The organism is Nocardioides sp. P4_G10 (assembly GCF_056401175.1).
Genome location: NZ_JBFUJV010000017.1, coordinates 58,043 through 82,389, shown reverse-complemented (window position 1 = coordinate 82,389; position 24,347 = coordinate 58,043). Strand labels below are relative to the sequence as shown.

Annotated in this window: 22 protein-coding genes; 11 read left to right on the top strand and 11 right to left on the bottom strand. The window is 72.1% G+C overall.

The window, feature by feature from the left end:
* The first annotated feature begins 12 nt into the window (after positions 1-12).
* Positions 13-1,374 carry a calcium-binding protein gene (locus AC1DP1_RS17125; RefSeq protein ID WP_477507848.1) on the top strand — a complete coding sequence of 454 codons (1,362 nt, stop codon included), beginning with the start codon at positions 13-15 and terminating at the stop codon, positions 1,372-1,374.
* 177 nt (positions 1,375-1,551) lie between these two features.
* Here AC1DP1_RS17125 and AC1DP1_RS17120 read toward each other — a convergent pair whose 3' ends face one another.
* The 5 genes from AC1DP1_RS17120 to AC1DP1_RS17100 form a co-directional block, all read right to left on the bottom strand.
* A complete protein-coding gene (locus AC1DP1_RS17120) occupies positions 1,552-2,385 on the bottom strand; it encodes a DUF4097 family beta strand repeat-containing protein (protein WP_457184532.1) in 834 nt (277 codons plus the stop codon).
* A 101-nt stretch (positions 2,386-2,486) separates the two neighbouring features.
* Positions 2,487-3,035, bottom strand: a complete 549-nt coding sequence (locus tag AC1DP1_RS17115) for a toxin-antitoxin system HicB family antitoxin (protein WP_457184531.1) — start codon at positions 3,033-3,035, stop codon at positions 2,487-2,489.
* 192 nt (positions 3,036-3,227) lie between these two features.
* Positions 3,228-6,971, bottom strand: coding sequence for a (Fe-S)-binding protein (locus AC1DP1_RS17110; protein ID WP_477507847.1), 3,744 nt, complete (start codon positions 6,969-6,971; stop codon positions 3,228-3,230).
* Between the two features lie 127 nt (positions 6,972-7,098).
* Positions 7,099-7,398, bottom strand: a complete 300-nt coding sequence (locus tag AC1DP1_RS17105; RefSeq protein ID WP_457184529.1) for a hypothetical protein — start codon at positions 7,396-7,398, stop codon at positions 7,099-7,101.
* Entirely contained in the window at positions 7,395-7,715 is a 321-nt protein-coding gene (locus tag AC1DP1_RS17100) for a WXG100 family type VII secretion target (protein ID WP_457184528.1), read from the bottom strand. Before AC1DP1_RS17100 ends, AC1DP1_RS17105 begins: the two co-directional genes overlap by 4 nt.
* Before the next feature lie 122 nt (positions 7,716-7,837).
* Here AC1DP1_RS17100 and AC1DP1_RS17095 point away from each other — a divergent pair, with 122 nt between their 5' ends.
* From AC1DP1_RS17095 to AC1DP1_RS17075, 5 genes are read left to right on the top strand one after another with little or no spacing between them, the layout of a single operon-like run.
* A complete protein-coding gene (locus tag AC1DP1_RS17095) occupies positions 7,838-8,161 on the top strand; it encodes a hypothetical protein (RefSeq protein WP_457184527.1) in 324 nt (107 codons plus the stop codon).
* A 1-nt stretch (position 8,162) separates the two neighbouring features.
* Positions 8,163-9,794: a putative T7SS-secreted protein gene (locus tag AC1DP1_RS17090; protein WP_477507846.1), complete on the top strand. Its 1,632-nt coding sequence runs from the start codon at positions 8,163-8,165 to the stop codon at positions 9,792-9,794.
* Positions 9,791-10,243 (top strand): hypothetical protein, encoded by a 453-nt coding sequence (locus AC1DP1_RS17085; RefSeq protein WP_300047849.1) that lies wholly within the window; start codon positions 9,791-9,793, stop codon positions 10,241-10,243. The genes AC1DP1_RS17090 and AC1DP1_RS17085 overlap by 4 nt, the downstream gene beginning before the upstream one ends.
* Positions 10,240-10,719: a hypothetical protein gene (locus tag AC1DP1_RS17080; RefSeq protein WP_477507845.1), complete on the top strand. Its 480-nt coding sequence runs from the start codon at positions 10,240-10,242 to the stop codon at positions 10,717-10,719. The genes AC1DP1_RS17085 and AC1DP1_RS17080 overlap by 4 nt, the downstream gene beginning before the upstream one ends.
* Positions 10,716-11,723, top strand: coding sequence for an ADP-ribosylglycohydrolase family protein (locus AC1DP1_RS17075; RefSeq protein ID WP_477507844.1), 1,008 nt, complete (start codon positions 10,716-10,718; stop codon positions 11,721-11,723). The genes AC1DP1_RS17080 and AC1DP1_RS17075 overlap by 4 nt, the downstream gene beginning before the upstream one ends.
* A gap of 16 nt (positions 11,724-11,739) precedes the next feature.
* On the opposite strand, the gene AC1DP1_RS17070 is transcribed toward AC1DP1_RS17075, so the two are convergent.
* Positions 11,740-14,331, bottom strand: coding sequence for a hypothetical protein (locus tag AC1DP1_RS17070; RefSeq protein WP_477507843.1), 2,592 nt, complete (start codon positions 14,329-14,331; stop codon positions 11,740-11,742).
* Positions 14,332-14,529: 198 nt separating this feature from the next.
* Between AC1DP1_RS17070 and AC1DP1_RS17065 the strand changes: the two genes are divergently transcribed.
* Entirely contained in the window at positions 14,530-15,063 is a 534-nt protein-coding gene (locus tag AC1DP1_RS17065) for a class F sortase (RefSeq protein ID WP_477507842.1), read from the top strand.
* On the opposite strand, the gene AC1DP1_RS17060 is transcribed toward AC1DP1_RS17065, so the two are convergent.
* The 5 genes from AC1DP1_RS17060 to AC1DP1_RS17040 all read right to left on the bottom strand — a co-directional run bounded on the left by AC1DP1_RS17060 (position 15,035) and on the right by AC1DP1_RS17040 (position 19,215).
* A complete protein-coding gene (locus AC1DP1_RS17060; RefSeq protein ID WP_477507841.1) occupies positions 15,035-15,799 on the bottom strand; it encodes an IclR family transcriptional regulator in 765 nt (254 codons plus the stop codon). The two genes, AC1DP1_RS17065 and AC1DP1_RS17060, sit on opposite strands and share 29 nt — an antisense overlap.
* A 12-nt stretch (positions 15,800-15,811) precedes the next feature.
* On the bottom strand, positions 15,812-16,525 hold the full coding sequence (locus AC1DP1_RS17055; protein ID WP_477507840.1) for a hypothetical protein: 714 nt from the start codon (positions 16,523-16,525) through the stop codon (positions 15,812-15,814).
* A gap of 84 nt (positions 16,526-16,609) precedes the next feature.
* Complete coding sequence (locus tag AC1DP1_RS17050) at positions 16,610-17,065, bottom strand: hypothetical protein (protein ID WP_477507839.1); 456 nt, start codon at positions 17,063-17,065, stop codon at positions 16,610-16,612.
* Positions 17,066-17,182: 117 nt separating this feature from the next.
* A complete protein-coding gene (locus AC1DP1_RS17045; protein WP_477507838.1) occupies positions 17,183-18,436 on the bottom strand; it encodes a vanadium-dependent haloperoxidase in 1,254 nt (417 codons plus the stop codon).
* Between the two features lie 83 nt (positions 18,437-18,519).
* Complete coding sequence (locus AC1DP1_RS17040; protein WP_477507837.1) at positions 18,520-19,215, bottom strand: helix-turn-helix transcriptional regulator; 696 nt, start codon at positions 19,213-19,215, stop codon at positions 18,520-18,522.
* 145 nt (positions 19,216-19,360) lie between these two features.
* On the opposite strand from AC1DP1_RS17040, the gene hutH reads away from it, so the two are divergent.
* The 4 genes from hutH to AC1DP1_RS17020 all read left to right on the top strand — a co-directional run bounded on the left by hutH (position 19,361) and on the right by AC1DP1_RS17020 (position 24,341).
* The gene (gene hutH, locus AC1DP1_RS17035) at positions 19,361-20,899 is read left to right on the top strand and encodes a histidine ammonia-lyase (RefSeq protein WP_477507835.1); all 1,539 of its coding nucleotides are present in this window, start codon (positions 19,361-19,363) and stop codon (positions 20,897-20,899) included.
* An 85-nt stretch (positions 20,900-20,984) separates the two neighbouring features.
* Positions 20,985-21,287 (top strand): putative cross-wall-targeting lipoprotein signal domain-containing protein, encoded by a 303-nt coding sequence (locus AC1DP1_RS17030; RefSeq protein ID WP_477507834.1) that lies wholly within the window; start codon positions 20,985-20,987, stop codon positions 21,285-21,287.
* Positions 21,288-21,380: 93 nt separating this feature from the next.
* Complete coding sequence (gene hutU / locus AC1DP1_RS17025; protein ID WP_477507833.1) at positions 21,381-23,099, top strand: urocanate hydratase; 1,719 nt, start codon at positions 21,381-21,383, stop codon at positions 23,097-23,099.
* A gap of 102 nt (positions 23,100-23,201) precedes the next feature.
* Positions 23,202-24,341: a M14 family zinc carboxypeptidase gene (locus AC1DP1_RS17020; RefSeq protein ID WP_477507832.1), complete on the top strand. Its 1,140-nt coding sequence runs from the start codon at positions 23,202-23,204 to the stop codon at positions 24,339-24,341.
* Positions 24,342-24,347: the final 6 nt, after the last annotated feature.

Here is a 24,347-nt window from a genome sequence, read left to right as displayed (position 1 = left end):
GAAGGAGCCCGCATGCGTACGACGTCCCTGACCGCCGCGCTCGGTCTGGCCACCGCCCTGGCGGTCACCCCGACCCTGGCCGCACCCGCGTCGGCCGACGTGCCGACCTGTGAGGGGAAGACGGCCACGATCGTCGTGCAGTCCACCACGACGTGGCCCAAGCCGTGGGTGGTGGGGACGCCCGGGGACGACGTGATCGTCGGCACCGACGGGCGCGACCGGATCGACGGCGGGGCCGGCAACGACACGATCTGCAGCCTCGGCAGCGACGACCACGTCGTCGGCGGGGCCGGCGACGACCGGCTCTTCGGCGGGCTGGACGAGTACTACCCCGACGACGACTACTGGGGCGACGTCATCGAGCCCGGCCCGGGCGACGACTTCGTGGACCTGGGCTTCCAGGGCGGCTGGAAGGACATCGACTTCGTCGACAGCGTCTACGCCGACCAGGTGAGCTATGCCAACGCCGCCGGACCGGTCACCGTCGACCTCACCACGCTGACCGCGACCGGCGAGGGCACCGACACGTTCGCCGCGACGCCGGCAGGGAAGTTCACCGGCATCGTCGGCTCGCCGTACGACGACGTGCTGACCGGCGGGCCGGCCGACGACCAGATCCACGGAGGCGGCGGAGACGACACGATCACGGGCGGGCCCGGCGACGATCTGGTGCACGGAGACCTCAGCTGGGCGCCGGACAAGCGCAACTACGACACCTTCGTCCCCGGCGACGACGTGGTCGAGGGCGGCGCCGGCGACGACATCGTCGAGGGCGGCCACGGCGCCGACATCCTCACCGGGGAGGACGGCGAGGACTACCTCGTCTCCGCGGGTGACGCTGCCGGCACGAGGCTGGGCGGTGGACCCGGCGACGACTTGTTCGCCACCTCGCAGCAGACGAGGGCGCGAGGCGGTGGCGGGGACGACACGTTCGAGCTCGGCATCGGACGCGGCCAGGAAGCCGACGACTCCCGCGTCGTGAACGGCGGCAACGGCCGCGACAGGATCCAGCTCACGTCGTACGTCGGCGGCAAGAACCGGTACGACCTCACGATCCACGTGCCGAAGCGGCGCATCACGGTGGGCGGCGGGCTCTTCGCGAAGATGACCGGCACCGAGGAGTTCATCGTCGAGGGCAACGACGGACCCGGGCTCGTGGCGTTCCGCGGGGGAGCCCGCCCGGAGCTCTTCCGCCTCCGCTGGATCCAGAAGGCCACCGTCCGCGCGTACGGCGGCGGCGGTGACGACGTGCTCATCGGTGGCTACCGGGGCGACGTGCTCGACGGAGGCCCCGGCCGCGACCGGCTGGACGGCAGCCGGGGCCGGGACCTCTGCGTGAAGGGCGAGCAGCTGCGCTCCTGCGAGCGACGCTGATCGGCCGTCGGCCGTCGGCCGTCGGGCGTCAGCGGCGCTTGGTGCGGGGCGCGCGGGGGAAGTAGCGCACGCGCTCGGCGATGCGGTGACGTGCGATCAGCTCGATGTCGGTGAGTGACTCGTGCATGGCGATGCTCCTTTCGGGTCGGACGTGAGGACGGAACGGGGTGGCTGCGGTCAGCTCTCGTGGAGGGTGACGTCGCCGGAGGCGGTGGTGGCCCGCACCTCGAGGTAGGGCTGGTCGGGCGCGGGCTCGCCCGTGCTGGGCAGGGTCGAGGTGAGGCGGCCGCTCGCGGTCCTGACGTCGGTCCACACCGGCGTACCCGACACGACGCCGATGCGGACGTCTCCGCTCGCGGTCTTGGCGGTCACGCGGCCCGAGGCGACCTCGGTGACGACCAGGTCGCCCGAGCCGGTGGTGAACACCGCCTCGCCGCCCATCGACAGGACGTGGGCGTCGCCCGATCCGGTCTTGACGGCGAGCTCGTCGCGGGCGGACTCGACGCGGACGTCGCCGCTGCCGGTCGTCACGACCAGCGCGGACTCGGCACGGCGTACGACGACGTCGCCCGAGCCGGACTTGATGCGCGCGTCGCCGAGCAGGTGCTCGGCGACCAGGTCGCCCGAGCCGGTCTGGACGAGGGTGTCGCCGTCGACGACGTCGAGGGACACGTCGCCGGACCCACTGTCGACGCGGGTGTCGCTGAACCGGCCGTGCGCCGCGACGTCGCTGCTGCCGACCTTGGCCTGGAGCCCGCTGGCGACGGGGACCTCGACGACGATCTCGGCGCGTGGGTCCTTGCCGAGGAACCCGCCGCTGCGGTGCGGGGCGATGATGGCGATCCGGTCGCCGAGGTCGCGCACGTCGAACTCGTCGGCGCGCTCCCCGGTGATGCGGACGGTGGTCTCGGTGGTGTCGGTGGCGGTCACGTCGACGGTCCCGCGACCGTTCTCGACGTAGAGGCCGATCGGCTCCGGGGTGTCGAAGGTGAGGTCCAGCTGGTTGCTCATCGGGTCTCCTGAGGGTGTGCTCGCCCACCGGGCCGGCGGTGCCGGTCCGTGGAGCGATGGGTGGTGGGGCGCGGAGGCCCCGGGACGTCAGGTCGTGGTGGTCAGAGCCAGCCGCTCATCCGGCGGTTGCCCTGCCCCTGCCTGCGGTTGCCTGCGAACGGGTCGTAGCCGACGAACGGGACGCTGCTGAGGTCGATGTCGACGTTGATGGAGTGGTCGTTGGTGGCGGCGCGCACCACGTTGACCATCCAGGTGTTGAGGCTCTGCCCGGCCGCGGCCGCCTTCTCCTCGGCCCGGGCCTTGACGCCCTCGGGGATGCGGAGGGTGATCCGGGCCAGGTCGCCGGCCTCCTCCTCCAGCGGCGCCGGGGGTGCCGGCGGCGGGGGCGGCTCGGGCATCGCGGCCTGGGGCGTGACCTCGACGACGAAGTCGAGCTCGCGGCCCACCAGCCGGACGTCGACGCTGCCGTCGGGGAGCTCGGCGGTGATCTCGGCCGCGGCGTGGGAGATGGCCTCCATCAGCGCGAGGCGGGCACTCGGGTCGAGGGCGTACGCCAGGCGCTCGGCAGCCTGCTTGAGCTCGTCGCTGCCGGCCTCGGACGCGGCCACGAGGTCGCGTCGGAGGCTGTCGACGTACGGGGTGATGTCCATGTGCACCACTCTGACATCACAGTGATGTCATGTCAATGCCTTAGTGATGTCATGTGACGTCGCGGTGACATCACGCCTGCTCTCCGGCCGCTTCAGCGATCCCCGGTCAGCCGGGGATCGCTGAGCTTGTCGGCCCATGCACGGGCCGACAAGTTCAGCGAGAGCCTGACAACCCCGTCGGTCGAGCTCGCCTCAGAGGTCGAAGAGCGAGCCCGAACCGCTGATGTCGACATCCGTCCGCGGCGTGTGAGCCTGGCCGTCGGAGGCGGGCGTGGGCTCGTCCTCCGTGGTCGGGGGTACGTCGCTCGCGTCCGCCGAGGCCTCGGCTGCGGGCTCGCTGTCGGCGTCGTCCGCGTCGAGCACGGTCTCCGGGTCCTTCGCGGGCTCGGGCTCGGCCGGTGCCGTGGCGTCGTCGGGGTCGCGGAACAGGGCCGCCTGGCTCAGGTCCGCCCCGCTCGGAGGTGCCGACGGGGACTCGGCCTGCGGCTCGGGCGCGGGCTCGGGCTCGGACGTGGTCTCCGGCGCAGCTGCCGAGTCGGGCTCGGCCGCCACCTCGGCGGGCGCGCTGGCCGTTGAGTCGCTGGGAGACTCAACGTCCCCGGCAGCCTCGGCCGGCTCGGAGCTGGCTGCAGGCTGGGTTGCCGGCTGGGTTGCCGGCTGGGTTGCGGGTTGGGTCGCGGGCGCCTCGAGGTCGAACAGCGACCCGAGGCTCGACAGGTCGACGTCCGTCGCCGGCGTCGACGTCGTACCGCTCGCGGGCGCCAGCTCGGCAGCCGTCGGCTCCGCCTCGGGCGCCGGCTCGGCAGCCGTCGGCTCCGCCTCGGTGGCCGGCTCAGCGACTGGCTCAGCGGGCTCGCTGGCCTCTGAGTCTCCAGGAGACTCACGGTCCACTGCGGCCTCGGGCTCGGCGGCGGCGGGTGCGGCGGCTGCCGGCTCGGGCGCCGGGAGGTCGAAGAGCGACCCGCTGCCGAGGTCCACCTGGGGGGCGGGTGCGGCAGGCGTGCTGGGCGTTGAGTCGCTGGGAGACTCAACGGCCACTGCGGCCGCAGGTTCCTCCTCCGTCGGGGCTGCCGGGGTCGCCTCGTCGGCGACCTCGGGCTCGGCGGCTGCCGGCTCGGCAGCGACCGGCTCGGGAGCTGCGATGTCGAAGAGCGAGCCTCCGCCGCCCAGATCGGCGGTCGGCGCGGGGGCGGCCTTCTCCTCGGCGGCGGTGGGCTCGGTCGTGGCTGCCGGCGGGGTCGCAGCGGGGGCGGGCTCCGGCTCGGGGGTGCCGAGGTCGAAGAGCGAGCCACCGGAGCCGAGGTCTGTCGTCGGCTGGGCCGCGGGCTTCTCCGCGGCGGCCTCGGCGGGCTTCTCCTCGGCAGGCGCCTCGTCCTTCGGTGCCGCCGGCTCCGGGGCCGGGGTGTCGAAGAGCGACCCGCCGGAGAACGCCTCGGCCGGCTTCTCCTGGGCCTTCTCGTCCGCCTTGGCTGCGGGCGCCTCAGCGGGCGCAGGGGTGTCGAACAGCGATCCGGAGGACGCCGGCGCGGCGGCGGGGGCCGACTCCTCGGGAGCCGGGGTGTCGAAGAGCGACGAGCCGCCGGACGCCTTGGCGGCGGGACCGACGTCGGCGGTCTCGGTGACGGTGTCCTCGGTGACGGTGACGTCACCTGCCTCCGGCTCGTCCTTGGTCGCCACATCGGTGGCGGTCCCACCAGCGGCAGCAGCACCAGCACCAGCGGACGCAGCGGCCGGAGCAGCGGCGGGCGCCGAGCCCGGCGCGGCCTTGGTCGCCTGCTCGCCCTTGACGGACGCGAGCAGCATCTGCGCGACGTCGAGGACCTCGACCTCCTCGCGGGCCTCGCCCGACGCCTGCTGCGACGTCAGCCCGTCGGCGAGCATCACCCGGCAGAACGGGCACCCGACGGCGATCTGGTCGGCGCCGGTGCCGACGGCCTCCCTGGTGCGGTTCATGTTGATCCGCTCGCCGAGGTTCTCCTCCATCCACATGCGCGCGCCACCGGCGCCGCAGCAGAAGGAGCGCTCGGAGTTGCGCTCCATCTCGACGAACTCGGCACCCGGGAGGATCTCGAGCAGCTCGCGCGGCGGCGAGTAGACCTGGTTGTGACGGCCGAGGTAGCACGGGTCGTGATAGGTGATCGAGCGCTTCGCGGCGCCCGCGCCGTCCTTGACGGGCGTCAGCTTCCCCTCGCGCACGAGGCGGTTGAGCAGCTGCGTGTGGTGCACGACCTCGAGCTCGATGCCGAAGTCCTTGTACTCGTTCTTGAGCGTGTTGAAGCAGTGGGCGCAGGTCGAGACGACCTTCTTGACCTTGTACTCCTTGAACGTCTCGACGTTCTGCTGGGCCAGGCCCTGGAAGACGAACTCGTTGCCGGCGCGACGTGCCGGGTCGCCGGTGCAGGTCTCGCCGTTGCCCAGCACGCCGAAGGAGATCCCGGCCATGTCCAGCAGCTCGGCGACCGCCCGGGTCGTCTTCTTGGCACGGTCCTCGTACGCCCCGGCGCAGCCGACCCAGAACAGCCAGTCGACCGACTCGAGGGACTCCAGGTCCTCACCGACGACCGGGACGTCGAACTCCAGGCCCTTGGCCCAGTCCATCCGCGCGCTGGCGGACATGTTCCACGGGTTGCCCTTGTTCTCCAGGCCCTTGAACAGCTGGTTGAGCTCGGCCGGGAAGTTGGACTCCACGAGCAGCTGGTAGCGCCGCATGTCCATGATGTGGTCGACGTGCTCGATGTCGACCGGGCACTGCTGGACGCAGGCGCCGCACGAGGTGCAGCTCCACAGCACGTCCTCGTCGATGACGAAGTCGCCGTCGGCGGGGTTGTAGAAGTAGTCGAGCACGTCGGTGCCCGCACCGGCGGTCTCGCCCTTGGAACCGACGCCGACCAGCTCGCGCTCGGCGTGGGCCTCGACACCGTCGTGCTTGGCGTACGCGTGGTCGCGCAGGCTGGTGATGAGGAGCTTGGGGGAGAGCGGCTTCTCGGTGTTCCAGGCGGGGCACTGCGACTGGCAGCGACCGCACTCGGTGCAGGTGGTGAAGTCGAGGATGCCCTTCCAGGAGAAGTCCTCGACCTTGCCGACGCCGAGCACGGAGTCCTCGTCGAGGTCGTCGATGTCGTCGAGGGTGATCGCCTTGCCCTCGGAGGTGAGCGGCTTCATCGCGCCGAGCGCGGTGCTGCCGTCGGGCTCGCGCTTGAAGTAGATGTTGAACCACGCGGTGAAGCGGTGCCACGCGATGCCCATGGTGATGTTGCGGGCGATCACCATCAGCCAGATCATCGCCAGCGCGATCTTGAAGGCCGCGATGAAGTAGATGAGGTTGTGGAGCGACGACTCGTCGACGGGGTAGATCGCGTCGCCGATCCAGGACGAGATCGGGTAGTGGGAGCGCCCGACCTCCTCGTCCAGCTTCCACTCGGCGGCGCGGACGAAGAGGATCGCCGAGCCCTCGAGCAGTGCCAGCGCCTCGACGAAGTAGGCCTGCCAGAAGGTCGAGCCGAAGAAGCGGCTGCGCCGGCCCTCGGAGCGCGGGTGGTGCTTCTGCCGGTAGATGATCAGGTAGACGATGCCGACCGTGCTGAGCAGGCCGATCAGCTCGCTGAACCACTCGTAGGGGTACCAGTGGCCGATGAGCGGCCAGGCGAAGTCGGGCTTGAAGAGCTGGAAGTACGCCGCCAGGACCGCGGTGCTGAGGAACAGGAACGCCGCGTAGACGAACCAGTGCATGATGCCGACCCAGTGCCACTGCAGCATCCGGGTGTGGAGGAACGTCTCCTTGAGCATCGTGAGCGTGCGACCGGTCGGGTTGTCGCTGCGCCCGGGGGCCGGCTGGCCGCTCCGGATGACGCCCAGCATGCGCCGTACGGCCGGGACCAGCATGGCCACTGCGGCGACGGTCAGTGCGAACGACAGGACGATCGCGAAGATCTGCATGAAGTGCTGCTCCTCGGTAGGGGCGTACAGAGCCGCAGCCTAGGGCCGCCCAACATGCCGACGGCAGGGCCCTGCGGAGTGAGAAGAATCCTACCCGCAGGTAACTTGGCGTCGTGCGGGCGGGCGATCAGTTCACGATCGCGACGTTCTCGACCTCGATCTCACGGGCGTCCTCGCGGTAGCTCGCGACCTTCGCCTTGATCTGGTCGAGGGCATCGGTGAGCCGCTTCACGCCGTCGCGGAGCTTCTGCTGGTGCTCCAGCTGAGCCATGTGCGACTCGCTCGACTCGTCCCAGCCGGGCGTGAGCGACTCGACCCGCTCGAGGAGCTCGGCGATCTGCGTGGTGATCTGGGTGGTGGCGTCGGCCAGGGCGGTCTCCAGCGTGGAGAGGGAGCCCTGGTGGACGACGAGTCCGCGGTCGCTCACCGGGGACCACCGCCCAGGCGGTCCGCGAGGTTGCCCGCCCGCTCGGCCTGGGTCACGTCGTTGGTGGCGTGCTCCTGGGCGACGTACATCAGGCTCTGGGCGTAACCGTCGAGGATCGGGCCGAGGGTGATGGCGACGTCGAACCACTCGTTGATCGCCTCGCCGAAGCCGGCTGCTGCCTGGCCCTTGAACCCCTTGCCGGCCTCGGTCTCGATGGTGGCACCGAGCTCCTGCAGGGTCGTCTGCAACGGCTCCACCGCGTCGGCCACGGCCTGCGCCGCCGCCTGCATCTCGGAGTAGACAAGTCCGACGGCCACGGCCGCCCCCTCTCGCTGGGATCGATCACCCCTTCCTACCCCGTGCGCCGCCCGCTCACACACCCCGGAGCCAGAACGTCCTTCCCGGTTTGAGGGACCGGCCAGAGGGGAATCGGGACCCCATGCCGTCGTACGACTACGAGGTCGACCTCGAGAGCATGGGCCAGGCCGCCCAGGGGCTCAGCGAGACCGTCCAGCTGTTCAAGGACAAGGACGTCGAGGACCTCGTCCCCGGCAAGGGCGACGTGGGGAGCGACGCCGTGTGGGACGCCCTCGACGAGTTCAAGAACCGCTGGGAGGAGGGCGTCAACAACCTCTGCCAGGACGTCGAGGAGATGTCCGGGCGCCTGGGCAAGATCGCGATGAACTACTTCGAGACCGACAAGGCCGGCTACGACGCCCTGTCCGCGCTCAAGGGCACCATCGCCGGGATCAAGGTCATGTGACGTGCCGGACTTCGTGATCGAGGGCAACCCCGGCAACGTCCGGGCCAAGGCCCTCACGATGGAGCAGAAGGGCCAGCTCTTCTACGACACCGGTGACGCGCTGGGGAAGATCGACGTGTCCGGGTGGACCGGTCGCGCCGCCGACGAGTTCCGCGAGGCGCACGACCTCGAGCCGGACCGCTGGGTCAAGGCGGGCAACGGCTTCAAGAAGGCTTCCACCGGCCTGACGACCTACGCCGGCGCCCTCGAGGACGCGCAGCGGCGGGCCGCCGAGGCCAAGGCCGAGTACGAGCGCGGGGAGCGGGAGTCGGCGAGCGCGCGCACGCAGTACGACTCCTACATGGGCCGGATGCGGTCCTACTGGAGCAGTGGCGGCACCGACCAGGCCGAGCCGTTCGTCGACTGGGGCGACCCGATCCAGCAGGAGGCGCTGGGCGCGTTGAACGCCGCGAGGGCCGACCTCGACAACGCCGCGGCGGTGTGTGCGGGTGAGGTGCGCGCCGGGTGCGCGGACGCGCCGGAGGAGCCCAACTGGCTGGAGTCGGGCCTCAAGTTCGTCGGCGGCATCTTCGAGGGCGCCGGCGAGGCGGTGTGGGACCTGCTGACGATGGTGCCCTTCAGCCCCGTCAACATGGTCATCGACTCCTACAAGCTCGCGACGGGTGACCTCACGCCCGAGGAGCTGATGAAGAAGTACGAGCTCTCGGCCGAGAACGCGTGGTCGATGGCCCAGGGCATCTACACGGGCCTGACCACCGACCCGGTCGGCTTCGGCAAGGAGCTCGGCAAGTCGCTGCTCGATTGGGACACGTGGGCCGACGACCCGGCCCGCGCGATCGGCCACCTCGTCCCCGACGCCGTCGCCGCCGTCGCCACCGCCGGCACCGGCGCGCTGGCCACCCGAGGCGCGAAGGGCGGGATGGACCTGCTGGACGGGCTGTCCGACCTGTCGAAGCTCGACAACCTGGCCGACCTGAACAAGCTCGACAACCTGTCGGACCTCAACAAGCTCGACAACCTGTCCGACCTCAACCGGCTGGACAACCTCGCCGACCTGAGCAGGTACGACGACGTCACCCCGTCGCCGCAGGGCGTCGGTCGCACCCTCGACGACCCGGCCCTCGAGCCGTGGCTGGACGAGGTGACCCAGCAGCACCCGGAGCTCGACCGCGAGGGCGTCCGTGGCATCTGGGACTACACGACCAACGACGGCTACGACGTGATGAACGGCAACATGCGCGAGATCGGCCCCAACGAGCTGAGCGTGCAGGAGCGGATCGACGCCACCAACAAGGGCCTCGACCAGCTGCCGAAGTACGACGGCACCACCTACCGGGCCACCAACCTGCCCGACTCCGTGGTCGACAACATCAACAACGGCGGCAACTACTCCGACCGCGCCTTCACCAGCAGCTCGACCAACCCCAACGTCGCCGAGGGGTTCATGAACCCCGGCAAGGACAACCCCACCCGGATCACGATCGACGGTCACTCGGGCAGCAACGTGGGCCCGTTCTCCGCGGCCAGGTCCGAGGCTGAGATCCTGTTCAAGGGAGGCACCGAGTTCGAGGTGCTCAGCAACACGATCGGGCCCGACGGGGTCCGGCAGCTGGTGGTGAGGGAGATCCCGTGAGCGGTCGCGACGACCTGGGCGACATGACCCCGGAGGAAATCGCCGACTGGGCCGCCCGCGACTGGGCCGCTGCCAAGGAGGCGCACAAGGACGACCCGCTGCCGGAGTTCAACCGCGCCAAGCAGGACGACCACCCCCACTGGAACCTCGTCGCCTACATGTTCCACACCCGCGCCGGCGAGCGGGTGCTCGTCGACCGCGGCGACGGCGTGCAGGTCGAGGGCACGCTGGGCGGCGTCCGCCCCGCACGGGGGCAGGACGAGCTGCTGGTCGACCTCGAGGGCACCACGTGGGCCTGCACCCGGGCCGACGGCGAGCAGTGGGCTCCCGGTGACCGGGGCCGGGTGCGGGTCGAGACGTTGACCGTGCCCGTCGTCGCACGGCACGGTGACGGCTCGGGCGCCAGCGCCCGGTGGAGCCTGCAGACCAACATGGAGGGTCAGCCGTGACGCAGACACCCGACCTGGAAGCCTTCTTCGCGACGCTCGAGCAGCTGCCGCCGCACAGGGGTGTCGTCTTCCGGGGTTGCGAGGCGCGCAGCCACGAGCGGTGGGCGGGGCGGGCCCACGTCACCGAGACGCTGCTGTCCACCTCGCGCGACCCGCGCGTCGCGACCGAGAACTTCAGCACGGAGGCCGTCTACGCGATCCTCAGCCGCGCGGGCCGGGGGATCGAGCAGTTCTCGGCAGCCCGTCACGAGCACGAGGTCGTCTTCCTGCCGGGCACGATCTTCACGCTGGTCACGCGCGTGCGGGTCAAGGACCTCGGCGTGACGATCGTCGAGGAGTTCGTCCCCGAGGCCGAACCGCCGCCCGTCGACTTCGCCGCGCTCCAGGAGGAGATCGGCCGCGCGATCCTGGAGGCCGAGCTGCGCGAGCCGGTGCCCCAGCCCATCGCCGGCAAGTTCGCCGGCGACATCGCGTGACGCTGCCGGACGACGGCGACGCCGCCCTGGCCGACCGGATCGAGGGCGTGCTCCTCGGCGCGGCGTGCGGCGACGCCCTCGGGGTGCCGTACGAGTTCGGCTCGGCGCCACTGGGTCGCGGCGAGGTGCCGCGGATGATCGGCGGCGGCCTCGGGCCCTACGCGCCCGGCGAGTGGAGCGACGACACGCAGATGGCCGTCGTCATCGCCCGGGTGGCCGCCGACCGCGGGCTGCGGACGGTGGACGCGCTCGACGCGATCGTCACCGGGTGGGTCGACTGGCTCGCTGCGGGAGCCACCGATGTCGGCATGCAGACGCGGCAGGTACTCGGGGCCGTGTCGGGCGAGGAAGCCCGGCGAGCGTGGTCGGCCGCGGCCTCGGCGTCGACCGGCCTCCACCGCCGCACCGGACGGACCGCCGGCAACGGGTCGTTGATGCGCACGGGCCCGGTCGCGCTCGCCCTCCTCGACGACCCGGCGATGCTCACGCTCGCCGCACGATGGGTCTCGGAGGCGACGCACCACGACCCGCTCGCAGGAGACGCGTGTGTGCTGTGGTGCCACGCGATCCGACTGGCCGTCCTCGACGGCGCGCTGCCCGACCTGGTCGGGCTCGTCGACGTCGTGCCGCTCGCCCGACGGGAGCAGTGGGCGGCCTGGATCGCTGACGCCGAGCGTCGTACGCCGTCCGCGTTCGCGCCCAACGGCTACGTCGTCACCGCCCTCCAAGCGGCGTGGTCCGCGATCCGCCACCCGGCTGATGACGGATCGCCGGTCGTCGCGTCGCTCGGCGCGGCGGTGCACGCGGGCGACGACACCGACACGGTCGCCGCGATCGCCGGGGCACTTCTCGGCGCGGCCCACGGGGCGTCGGCCCTGCCCGCGGACTGGCTCGAGGCCGTGCACGGGTGGCCCGGCCTGCGGGCCGACGACCTGCGCGACCTCGCTCGGCGGGTGGTCGAACGCGGAGCCGCGGACGCGGCCGCTCATCGGGTCCCGTCGTGATGGCGCCCTTGACTGCTCAGCCGCGGCCTACACCCGTCACCTTGCCGGCGCGGGACAGCTCGACGGTCATCAGCACCCGCTTCCTGCCCGGCTCCTTCGCGCAGTAGGTGAGCTCGCGGCCGAGGCGCTGCCACGGCTGACCCACCCGTCGCATGAGGGCGCGGACGCCGATCCCGGTGTCCGTGGCGCGGGTGAAGGACCGCGCGGACCTTCGCAGGCCCGGGTTGCGGCACGAGTCGGGCGCCAGGCCCCACGCGCGCTCCCAGGTCTGGAGGTAGGCCTCGGCGCCGCGGGCCAGGTCGGCCCCGAGCGCCGGCCCGTCGGCACCCGCCACGTGCTCGGCGTCCTCGACCCAGTCGGCGTACAGCCCGTAGTGCGCGACGCCGTCGGAGTTGACGTCGTACACCCGCTCGCCGCTGCGCTGCCGGTCGACCCGGACGCCACCGAGACCGCTGAAGGGGTACGTCACCGGGTCGGCCGCGCCGGCGCCGCGCGGGTCGCCCTGCGCGCCGAAGCCGTTCATGTCGGACCCGAAGCCGAAGCCGAAGTAGAAGCGCCGGTCGGTCCAGCCGAGGTGCTGGCGCCACTTCTCCACGAAGCCGGTCGAGTCGCCGGCGTAGGGCGCGACGAAGCCACCGAGGCGGTAGATCCGTGGGTAGGCGTCGGGCGTGGACCACGAGTGGGTCGACACGACGCCCACGGGACGACCGGCGGCCTGCTGCTGCTCGAGGTAGTCGAGGGCCGCGTTGCGTCCGGCGACGCTCATGTGGTCGGGGTCGAAGAGGATCCGCTGGTCGATCATCGCCGAGATGAGCCGCTCGCCGAGCGGGCTGAGCCCGAGCTGGTTGCAGTGCGGGCCGGCCGGGTAGGCGGGCGCCGGCTGCACGCCCAGGTCGCCGAACAGCTTCCAGATGGCGCCGAAGATCGCGTCCTGGTCGGGGGTGGCCTGCCAGCCGCCGCCCAGGTTGTCGAGGTCGCCCAGGTTCGGCGACTGGAGCCGGTCCTCGGTGCCGGCGGGGTAGGCGGCGGGGCACTGCTGCATCCGCAGGAAGGACCCGGTGCTGAGGAAGTTGGCGCTGTTGGTCAGCGTGCCGGTGGTCCCGGCGTCGCCGGCCACGCCGGTGAAGGCGTTGTCGAACTTGTTGGTGAGCTCCATCTGGCTGACGCCGAGCCGCTTCATCTCGGCGAGCTCCGCGAGCATCTGCTCCTCGGTGCAGGTGGGTCGCCCGAGCTGGACGTTGCACCCCAGCGGCACGGACGTCTCCATGCCCATCACCACGGCGAGCTTGCCCTGGTTGATGACCTTCCGCGCCTCGAACGGGTTGGTGACGATGCGGTACCAGCCGCGGCCGGGACCGCCGTACTGCGCATCGATGTAGTCCTGCATCGCGCGCATCCCCTTGGCCTGGAGGCGCACGGAGTCGCGGTCGTCGCACGAGTTCTTCTTGAGCGGGTAGACCGTGCAGAGGACGTGGTTCTCGGTCAGCAGGCTGGTGTGGATGCGCAGGCCGGCGCGCCAGCTGCGCTCCAGCCACCGGTAGTAGACCTGCTGGTGCGTGAGCGAGTGCGGGTTGGGCCAGTAGGAGAACGTCGGCCAGCCGACCGGGTCGTGGCCGGTGCCCGGGGTCTTGTCGGCGAGCACGTCCTCGAGCGCCGCACCGCGGCCGTCGGCGACCTGGTGGTCGGGGCAGTCGACGAGGGCGGCGGGTGCGCCGTAGCGGTGGTAGGGCGGGCTGCAGATCACGCGGCCGCCGAGGAACTCGTGGGTCTGCCCGTGGACGTGCGGGTCGACCCAGCCGCGGACCTCCTGGAAGGACGAGACGCCACCGAACGGGCGGCCCCGCACGTTGGTGCCGACCTCGGGGAACGCGGCGCACCCGGTCGTACGACGCAGCGCGAAGGCCCCGGCCGCCCCAGTGGCCAGGCCGCTGTCCGCCCTCCGCAGCGAGCGGCCGTCGGCGAGGGTGAAGGTGAACCGGCCCCTGCCGACCTTCTTCACGGTCCAGTCCGCGAGCGGTGACGGCTCGGTCGCCAGGCCCGTGCCGTCGGTCCCCGACGCGGCGAGGAAGGTGCGGTCGGGGGTGTAGAGGAGGTAGGAGCCGAGCCCGGTCGCCTGGAACGTCAGCCGGCTGCCCGCGAGGCGGTAGCAGCCCCCGGCCATGGCGTACACGCTCTCGGGGACCGCGCGACGCTTGCTCCGCAGGGGTACGCCGGTGAGCCGCGGCTCGCGCTGCGTGCGCTGCTCCGCGACCCGGGCGAGGCTGGCCGCGCGCTGTCGTGGGGTGGTGCGGTCCGGTGCCGCGGCCGCCTCGCCGCTGCGGCTGACGGCGTTCTTGGTCGACGGGTCGTCGTGCACGTGGCCGTCGCCGGCGACCGCCGCGGTCTCCGCGGTGTCGTAGGCGGTGCCGGTCGTGCCGTCGCGGTGGGTGTGCGGCCGCCGCTCTGCGCGCACCTCGGCCCGCTCGCGGGCCTGCGCGTCGTAGGTCGACGGCAGGTCGCCGCGCCCGGTCCCCGTCGGCGCGGCGGCGACGAATCCGCCCACCACCAACCCTCCCGCGGTCAGCAGGGAGATCGCGATGCGCTGCACGTGACGGGGTGTCGGCTCCACGGGTGCTCCTTGTCGTCGTCCCCGCTCAACGAGGGCGCCGCCCCGCGGGTCACGCTGCCCGGCTCGGTCCGCTGCTCGAAGGCTCCTCCCACATTGCTCGAAGATCGACTCACGGACGCCCCCGCGGGCGTAGCCTCCGAGCGCCGGAGGAGGGGGCTCGTCCGGCGGGGCTGACGGAGGGGTCGAGCGATGTGGGGCATGCGCAGGTTGCTGGTCGTCGTGCTGGTCGCGGCGGCCGTGCTCGCGGGTGCGCCCGCGGGTGCCGGTCCGGTGACGACCGCCGCCGGCGGGACCGATCGGTCCGCGGCGCTCGGCCGACTCTCGATCCCGGCGATCGGCGTGGACGCCGGGATCATCCCGGTCGGCGTGACGCGGGCCGGCCACCTCGCGATCGGGCGGAGCGTCCGCGACGTCTACCGCTGGCGCTCGGGCGTGCTGCCCGGCCAGCAGGGGAGCGCCGTCCTGGCAGGGCACACGTGGTCCCAGGGGCACGGGGTGTTCGACGACCTCGGCCAACTGCGCCCCGGCAACCACGTCGTCGTGGGACGCAACCGCTTCGAGGTGACCCGCGTGCGTCGGGTCTCCGGGATGACGCGCTCGGCCGTCGCCGGGCTCTTCAGTGATCGCGGCGCCCCGCGCCTGGTCCTCATCACGTGCGGCGACCGCAACGACCTGACCGGCGTCTACCGCACCCGGATCATCGTCAACGCGCGCCTGCTGCCCTCCCGCTGACCCGCCGGGTCAGCCGGGCGGCCGTCACGGTCACGGCAGTCGCGATCGCGTCGACGTCACCGGCGTCGCTGGGGAAGGTAACCGCCACCCCGGCCACCGGGTGGGCGTTGTGGTCGAGCACGGCAGCCGCCACGCTCTGCAGCCCGGGCGTCACCTCGCCGTCCTCGGTCGCGTGGCCCCGCTGTCGCGTCTCGGACAGCACGCTGCGTAGGGCGCTCAACGACGACGGGCCCTTGCCGTGCCGGTCGACGAACGCGGCCCGGTCGGGATACAGCGCACGGACCTGGCTGGCCGGCAGCGCGGCGAGGATGGTCCGACCGGAGGCGGTCAGGTGGGCGGGCAGGCGTACGCCGACGTCGGTGACCAGCGGCGGCCGCCCGGGTGCCCGCTCCTCGATGACGTAGAGGACGTCGCGTCCGTGGAGCACCGCCAGGTGGGCGCCGTGCCCGGTCCGGTCGACGAGCTCGGCGAGCGGTCGGCGCGCCAGGCGGGCCAGCGGCTCCTGGCGGGTGAAGCCGCTGCCCACCTCGAAGGCGGCCACGCCGAGCCCGTAGCGGTGCTCGTCGGGCAGGTGCACGACGAAGCCCTCGTCGATCATCGTGTTGAGCAGGTGGTACGCCGTGCTGCGCGGCAGGTCGCACGCGCGCACGATCCGGTCGAGGGGGACCGGGTCGGCCTGCGTGGCCAGGAACCGCAGCACCCGCAGGGTGCGCGTCGCTGCGGGGACCTGGCTCACGGGGGTCCGCGATCAGGACTTGTCGGATCCCTTGGTGAACCAGCCGCCGCCGGTGTCGGTCTGCTCGATCGGCTTGCCGGGCATCTCGTTGGCGCCCGGGGTGCGGCGCGGGAGCAGCGGGGCCCGGCCGTCCTGCGTGCCGTCCCCGGTCTCCGAGGTCGCCGGCTGCTCGGCGGCGGGCTGCTCGGGAGCCGGCTCGGACACGGGCTGCTCGGCGGCGGGCTGCTCGGGAGCCGGCTCGGACACGGGCTGCTCGGTCGTGGTCGGCTCCGTCGGAGTCGGCTCGGCAGCGGTCGGCTCGGTCACGGGCTGCTCGGTCGTGGTCGGCTCGGCGTTGACCTCCGACGGTGGGGTGGGGGTGTGGTCGGCGGTGCCGGGGACCTGGGGCGCGTAGTCGTCGGCCTTGTGGTCGACGCGCGGATCGACCCGGTCGGCCGCRCGGACCTGTCCCTCGTGGGTCGCCTCGATCTGCTGCGCGGCCAGTCGGGCCTCGTGGGCCTCCGCCTCGGCCTTGGCGGCTGCGGCCCGGGCCTGCTCGGCCTCGGCCTCAGCGGCGGCCGCGCGCTCCTGGGCGGGGGCGATCGTGGACTGCGCCTGCGTCGCGGCCTGGGCGCGGAGCTGGTCGGCGCGGGCGACATTGGCCTCGCGGTTCTTCCTCTGGACGAGGAACGCCGCGACAGCGATCACGACGGCGATGATGACGAGGACGATGATGAGGGTGGTCACGGGCTTCCTCTTTCACGGGACAGGGGCGGCCAGTCTTCCAGCACCGGCCGTCCCTGTCCTGCGTTGCGTCGCGAGGCGCGCGGATCAGGCGCGGTGGGTGCCGTCGGTCCCGTCCGTGCGGCGCGGGTCGTCCGCGTCGAGCACCGTGTCGGGGTCGTGCGTCGCGGCGCTCCGGCCGTCGGCCGTCGTACCAGGGGTGTACTCGTCGGACGAGGTGTCGACGCGGGGGTCGACCTGGTCCGCGGTCCGCAGCCGGTCCTCGTGGACGGCCTGCTGCTGGGTGGCCGCGACCTGCGCGTCGCGCGCCTCCTTCTCGGCACGCTCGGCCTCGAGCCGGGCACGCTCGGCCTGTGCCTCCGCCTCCTTGGCGCGCACCTGCGTCTCCGGGATCTCTGCGGCGTGCTCCTGGGCCTCGTGCCGCAGGTGCTCGGCGTGCTCGTGCTGCTTCTTCTTGCGCTGCTGGGCCATCAGCCAGGCGGCGAGTGCCGCCAGGACCAGGACGACGACCAGGATGATGATGATCCACTCGGTCGTTCCCATGGCGAACCTCCTGCTCCCGGCGACCGCCTGCGGGCCGCCCTCCGTGCACGGTGCCACAAGCGGCGGCGGCCCGCCCTCCGGAGTCATCCGAACGGGTGGGCCGCCGGGGGCCTCACGTCACTCCATCGCCTGCATCACGGTGCGTGCGGTCCTGCGCCCGATTCCGTACGCGTCGGACATCGCGTCGCGGAAGTGGAGCCCGCCCCAGATGCGGGAGTTGAGGGCGTCGAACTCGAGCTCCTCCAAGGTGGCGTAGGTGCGCGGGATCGGGACGACGCTCGATCGCAGCTCCAGGGGGATCGAATCGCCGAACCTGGCCCTGATCACCTCGACCTGCGGAGAGGTGACGCAGCCGTGACCGCTGACGTAGTCGGAGTACGGGGGCGTGGGGGACAGGAGCGGTGTCCACCCGGCCGCCGGCCGCGTGTCGGGGTTCCCGTCGTCACCTGCTGCCGGCACGGCCTCGACCGGACGCCAGAACCCGACGTCGCGCTTGAGCTGCCAGCACTTGATCAGCGAGTCCGTCATGGCCCCGTGCATGGCTGCGAACGTCCAGACGGTGTCCTCCAGGCTCACCGGGTTGGCCTCGAGGTAGCGGACGAGCGCGTCGCCGACCGTGGTGGCCGCATTGGCGCTGAAGAACCGGGAGGTGTCGGTCTGCGCCTGGCTGCGCACGGTGGACGTCGCCGACCCCAGGAGCTTCACCTCGTTGTAGTCGGTGGCGTAGTCGTCGCTCGTCAGCTTGTCCGGGCCGTCGACCTTGGCCAGCCGGCGCACCACGAGCGGGTCCATCGAGCCGATCCAGGCGCCGAGCATGTCGGTCGCCGGGGGCACGGGCTGCCAGGTGCCGACCGCGGGCGGCAGCGTGTAGTGGATGGTGGTGTCGCCGTAGCCGTCGTCCGCACGCTCCTCGATGAGCCGCGCGGCGACCTTCTCACCGATGCGCACCCCCAGGTCCTCGGCATCGCCGTCGGGGACGCCCGCGAGCGTCGTCACGAGCCGCGCATCGAGTGCGGTCACGGCCCCTGACGCGTAGTGGACCAGCACGTCGTGGGCAGCTGTCGCGATCGCCGCAGTCTCCGAGCTGTCGTGGTGGCGCATCGACCACCTCGCAGCGTCGTACATCGCCGTGGAGGTGTAGCCCAGCAGGGGCACTCCGACCGGGATGGGGTTGGCGGGATAGATGGCCGCGAAGGCGGCGCGTTCCCAGTCCAGGACCACCTGGGCACTCTCGGTGCTCGTTGGATGGTGGTGGTGGTCGTGGTGGTGCGGGCGAGGGGCGACGGCAGGGGCGCTCCCTCCGGTCAGGAGGAGCGGGGCGGCGAGCGCGCTGGCGGCGAGCACCACGGCGGTGCGACGTAGCGGGGTCATGGGGTGCCTCTCGGGACAGGATCGGGGCAGGAGTGGTGGTCCTACGAGTGAAGCGACCGGCATGCGCGGCCGGGTATACGCCATCAGGCGTATTCGTCCACCAGTTCCGCCTGCTCGGACCGCAGCTGAGGCACCCCTCCGAACGCCACCACGGCGGCCATCCTGTTGTGCACGCCCAGCTTGCGATAGGCGTGCTCGAGGTGCTTGCGCACCGTCGCCACGGAGACGTAGAGGTCGGCAGCGATGTCGGAGTTGGACCGGCCGGTCGCGAGGAGCTGGAGGACGCGTCGCTCGGTCAGGGTGAGGGAGGCAGGCAGGGCGGTCGTCTGGGTCGTGCGCAGCAGTCGCTGGAGGGCGGGGGTGATCATCCGCAGCATCGCCAGGTCGCCATCCGAGAACGTCTGGCCGTAGCGATCCATCGAGAGCTGGACGACATGGTCCGGTCCGCACCTGAAGCCGAGCGTGACGCCGTCGGTGACGCCGAAGTGGCGCAGCATCTGGCGTTCGACCGGGTGGGTCCCCTGGTGCACCAGTCCGAGCATGAGCGGTCCATCGCACACCTGCGGGTCGTCCGCGGGCAGGGCCCTGGCGGAGAGCATGACGTGGTCGACCACGCACCCTGTCGAGTCCGACAGGCTGACGACGATGCAGTCGCTCGGGACCAGCCGGTCGACGATGTCGAGCAGGACGCCGGGCGGCAACGAGCCGGGGGTCGCCTCGAGCGCCAGGAGGCGGCGCAGGCTGTCCTGCTGTCGCTCGCCCAGCACGATGTCGGGCACGGCGTGCCTCCTCCACCTCGTCTCGACGGTAGTCCCGCTACTGCGGCCCCTGCATGCTGGTCCAGACCTAGTGGTCTGGGATCCGAGACACGTGCTTCGTCGCCGGGGTGTTCACGAGGTGGGGGCCCGGCGTTGGATGAGGTGCATGCAGACCGTTCACGTCGGGGTCGGCCCCGTCTCGTTCGACGACCTCGTCCACGTCGCCCGCGAGGGCGCCCCCGTCGTCCTCACCGACGACGCGCTGTCCGCGATCGACCGTGCCCGCGGGGTGGTCGAGGCGCTCGCCGCCGCGGAGACGCCGACCTACGGCGTCAGCACCGGCTTCGGCGCCCTGGCCACCCGTCACATCCCCACCGAGATGCGCGCCCAGCTGCAGCGGTCGCTCGTGCGGTCCCACGCCGCCGGCTCCGGTCCCGAGGTGGAGCGCGAGGTGGTGCGGGCGCTGATGCTGCTGCGGCTGTCGACGCTCGCGACGGGTCGGACCGGCGTACGTCGTGAGACCGCGCAGCTGATGGCCGACCTGCTGTCGCACGGCATCACCCCGGTGGTGCGGGAGTACGGCTCGCTCGGCTGCTCCGGCGACCTCGCGCCGCTCTCGCACTGCGCGCTCGCGCTGATGGGGGAGGGCGAGGTCCGTGACGCCGACGGCGCGCTGGTGCCGGCCGCGGACGCCCTCGCGGCCGCCGGCCTCGAGCCCGTGGAGCTGGTCGCCAAGGAGGGCCTCGCGCTCATCAACGGCACCGACGGGATGCTGGGCATGCTCGTCATGGCGATCACCGACCTGCGGATGCTGCTGCGCACCGCCGACGTCGCCGCGGCGATGAGCGTCGAGGCGCAGCTCGGCACCGACCGGGTCTTCGCCGCCGAGCTGCAGGACATCCGCCCCCACCCCGGCCAGGCCCTGTCGGCGGCCAACCTGACCTCGCTGATGGCCGGCTCCGCGATCGTGGCCTCGCACCGCACCGGCGACTGCAACCGCGTCCAGGACGCCTACTCGCTGCGCTGCTCGCCGCAGGTGCACGGGGCTGCCCGTGACACCGTCGAGCACGCCGCGACCGTCGCCGGCCGCGAGCTCGCGAGCGCGATCGACAACCCCGTGGTGGTCGGCGACCGCGTCGAGTCCAACGGCAACTTCCACGGGGCGCCGGTCGGCTACGTGCTCGACTTCCTCGCGATCGTCGCCGCCGACGTCGCGTCGATCAGCGAGCGACGGACGGACCGCTTCCTCGACCGGTCGCGCAGCCACGGGCTGCCGCCGTTCCTCGCCGCCGACCCGGGGGTCGACAGCGGGCACATGATCGCGCAGTACACCCAGGCCTCGATCGTCTCCGAGATGAAGCGGCTAGCGGTCCCGGCGTCGGTGGACTCCATCCCCTCCAGCGCGATGCAGGAGGACCACGTGTCGATGGGCTGGAACGCCGCCCGCAAGCTGCGCCGGTCCGTGGACGGGCTGTCGCGGGTGGTCGCCGTCGAGGTGCTGACCGCGGCCCGCGCGCTCGACCTCCGCGCACCCCTCACCCCGTCGCCGGCCACCGGTGCGGTCGTCGACCTCCTCCGCAGCAACGGCATCGCCGGCCCCGGCCCCGACCGCCACCTCTCGCCCGAGATCGAGGCCGCCGTCGACCTCGTCCAGTCCGGCGCCGTGCTCGCCGCCACCGAGAGCGTGCTCGGCCAGCTCGCCTGAGGCCGCGACGCGACGTCCGGTCCGCACCGGTGCCGTTGTGCCGTTCCGGGGACGCGGCGCGTCACGGGCACTACGGTCACGTCTCGTGAGAAGGAGCATGTGCGGCATCGTCCTGACGGGGGTCCTCGCCGCGGCCGTCGTCGGCCCCGCTGCTCACGCGCTGCCGGTAGCGGCGAGCCCGCGTCCCGCTGCGGCACCGTCGGCGGCCGGCCCGTGGAGGTGCTGGTGGGCCCCGACGATGGACGACAACTGGCACAACGACGCGCTGTGCTCCGACGGCGTGCGCAAGGTGCGCCCCCACCTTCGACCGGCTGACTCCTACATCACCCGTGACGAGCTGATGAGCTCTGCGCGGGCCTGGGCGCGCGCCCGCAACGGCGGCCGCTGAGCGCGTCGCTCCCGACCAGGCAGTCTCGGATCACAGACTGCGAACCGGGTCGGCCTCTTTCCGGGGCCGACGCCGCGGCGTTTTGATGAGGGCATGACCACGGACGCTCCTCACGGAAACCCCCGCCTGCCCATCCACGCCGCCACCGGCACCGGGCTGACCGCGAAGTCGTGGCAGACCGAGGCGCCGCTGCGGATGCTGATGAACAACCTCGACCCCGACAACGCCGAGCGCCCCGAGGACCTCGTCGTCTACGGCGGCACCGGCAAGGCCGCGCGCAGCTGGGAGGCGTACGACGCCCTCGTGCGCACCCTGCGCGACCTCGAGGACGACGAGACCCTGCTCGTGCAGTCGGGCAAGCCCGTCGGCGTGATGCGCACCCACGCGTGGGCCCCCCGCGTGCTGATCGCCAACTCCAACCTGGTCGGCGACTGGGCCAACTGGGAGGAGTTCCGACGGCTCGAGGACCTCGGCCTCACGATGTACGGCCAGATGACCGCCGGCTCGTGGATCTACATCGGCACCCAGGGGATCCTCCAGGGCACGTTCGAGACGTTCGCCGCCATCGCCGACAAGCGGTTCGGCGAGACGCTGGCCGGAACGATCACCGTCACCGCGGGCCTCGGCGGCATGGGCGGCGCCCAGCCGCTCGCCGTGACGATGAACGACGGCGTGGCCATCTGCATCGAGTGCGACCAGCACCGGATCGACCGCCGGCTCGAGACGCGCTACCTCGACGTCCAGGCGCGCGACCTCGACCACGCGCTCGAGCTCGCGCTCGAGGCACGCGCCGAGCGGCGCGGGCTGTCGATCGGCCTCCTCGGCAACGCGGCCGACGTGCTGCCCGAGATCCTCGAGCGCCACCTCGAGCGGCAGGAGCAGGGTGACGGCCCGCTCGTCGACATCGTCACCGACCAGACCTCGGCGCACGACCCGCTCTTCTACCTGCCGGCGGGGACGTCGTACGACGACTGGGAGCGCGAGCGCACCGAGGACCCGCGCGGGTTCACCAAGCGCAGCCAGGAGTCGATGGCGCGCCACGTGCGGGCGATGGTCGAGCTCCAGGACGCGGGCGCCGAGGTCTTCGACTACGGCAACTCGATCCGCGACGAGGCGCGCAAGGGCGGCTACGACCGGGCCTTCGAGTTCCCGGGCTTCGTGCCGGCCTACATCCGACCGCTCTTCTGCGAGGGCAAGGGCCCGTTCCGCTGGGCCGCGCTGTCCGGTGACCCCGAGGACATCTACGCCACCGACCGGGCCATCAAGGAGCTCTTCCCGGCCGACGAGAAGCCGGAGTACGCCCGCCTGCACGCGTGGCTCGACATGGCCGCCGAGCGCGTGCAGTTCCAGGGGCTGCCGGCCCGCATCTGCTGGCTGGGCTACGGCGACCGCGCGAAGGCCGGGGCGAAGTTCAACGAGATGGTCGCCAGCGGCGAGCTCACGGCACCGATCGTGATCGGCCGCGACCACCTCGACTGCGGCTCGGTCGCCTCGCCCTACCGCGAGACCGAGGCGATGCTCGACGGGTCCGACGCCATCGCCGACTGGGCGATCCTCAACGCCTTGGTCAACACCGCGTCGGGCGCCACCTGGGTCTCCTTCCACCACGGCGGCGGCGTCGGCATCGGCCGCTCGCTCCACGCCGGACAGGTCACCGTCGCCGACGGCACGGACCTCGCGGCGGAGAAGATCGAGCGCGTCCTGACCAACGACCCGGGCATGGGCGTCATCCGCCACGTCGACGCGGGCTACGACCGGGCCATCGAGGTCGCCGACGAGCGTGGTGTGCGGGTGCCCATGTCCGGAGCCTGAGCTCGCCCTTCGCCCGTAGAGGGGTGACCGGCCGGTAGGCGTTGACACCCCTCGGGCCCGATGGGTGGATGGACGCGAGACCACCTATCGGGAGGCAGGCTCATGCACTCATCCATCACCAGGCGCACCCGGACGTGCGCCCTCGCCGCGGCGGCCGTCGCGCTGGCAGCCGCAGGCACCATGGGACCGGCGACCGCCGATCCGCCCACCACGCCGGGCGGCCCGTGGCCACAGGGCGGGGAGAACACCAACGCCATCCGCAGCTACGAACAGCTCTGGAGCACCCTGGAGTCGATCGAGGGCCGCGCGCAGGGGAGCTTCGACCTCAGCCCGGCGCCGCTCCCCTCCAACACCGGCCGCGAGATCCCCGTCGTGACGATCGGCGACGGCGACACCGACATCATGTTCGTCGCCAACCAGCACGGCGACGAGTACATCGTCTCCAACGCCATGATCAGCGTCGTCCGGGGACTCGCCGGCGGATCCGCAGAGGCCAAGGCGATCAGGGACGCGCTGACCGTCACCATCGTCCCGCGCGTCAACGTCGACGGCTTCGACGCCGACGTGACCGACCTGGCCGGGAACACTACGCCGTGGCGGCAGAACTTCGACACGTCGTGCCCGGCCTTCTGCGAGTTCTACCAGGCCGGCCGCGGCTACGACATCAACCGCTACCACTCCTACTCCGCGAGCGCGTACGACCACCCGTACCAGCCGGGCCCGGACACGAACAACCCGGTGCCCGAGGCGATCGCGATGCGGCTCCTGTGGGACGAACGGCAGCCGAGGCTGGTCGTCGACTTCCACCACCAGGGTACCTACGTCGACGACGACGGCCGGATGATCACCGGCTCGGTGATGTGGCCCAACGCGGAGGAAGAGGCGGCGGCCCTCGGCATCAGTGAGCAGTTCGCGGGTGTCGTGACCGACTCCAAGCGCGTGGTGTCGGAGATGCTCGAAGCGCTGGAGGGCAAGGGCTACGCCAACATCACGCGCTACCCGAGCACCCCGTTCCCCGGCATCGCCCGCAACGCCTACGGCCTGCTCGGATCGGCCTCGGTGCTCTACGAGGCCCGCGGCGACATGGGCCAGGCCAGCAGCGGCATGATCGCGAAGCAGACCGAGGTGGCCGGCACGGCCATCCTCCGGGCCGCCGCGGACGGGTCGCTCTGGACCCGTGACACGGTGCCCGCGGACACCATCCGCGAGCGCGGGCCGTTCGTCCCCGACCCGCACGGCTGACGGCAA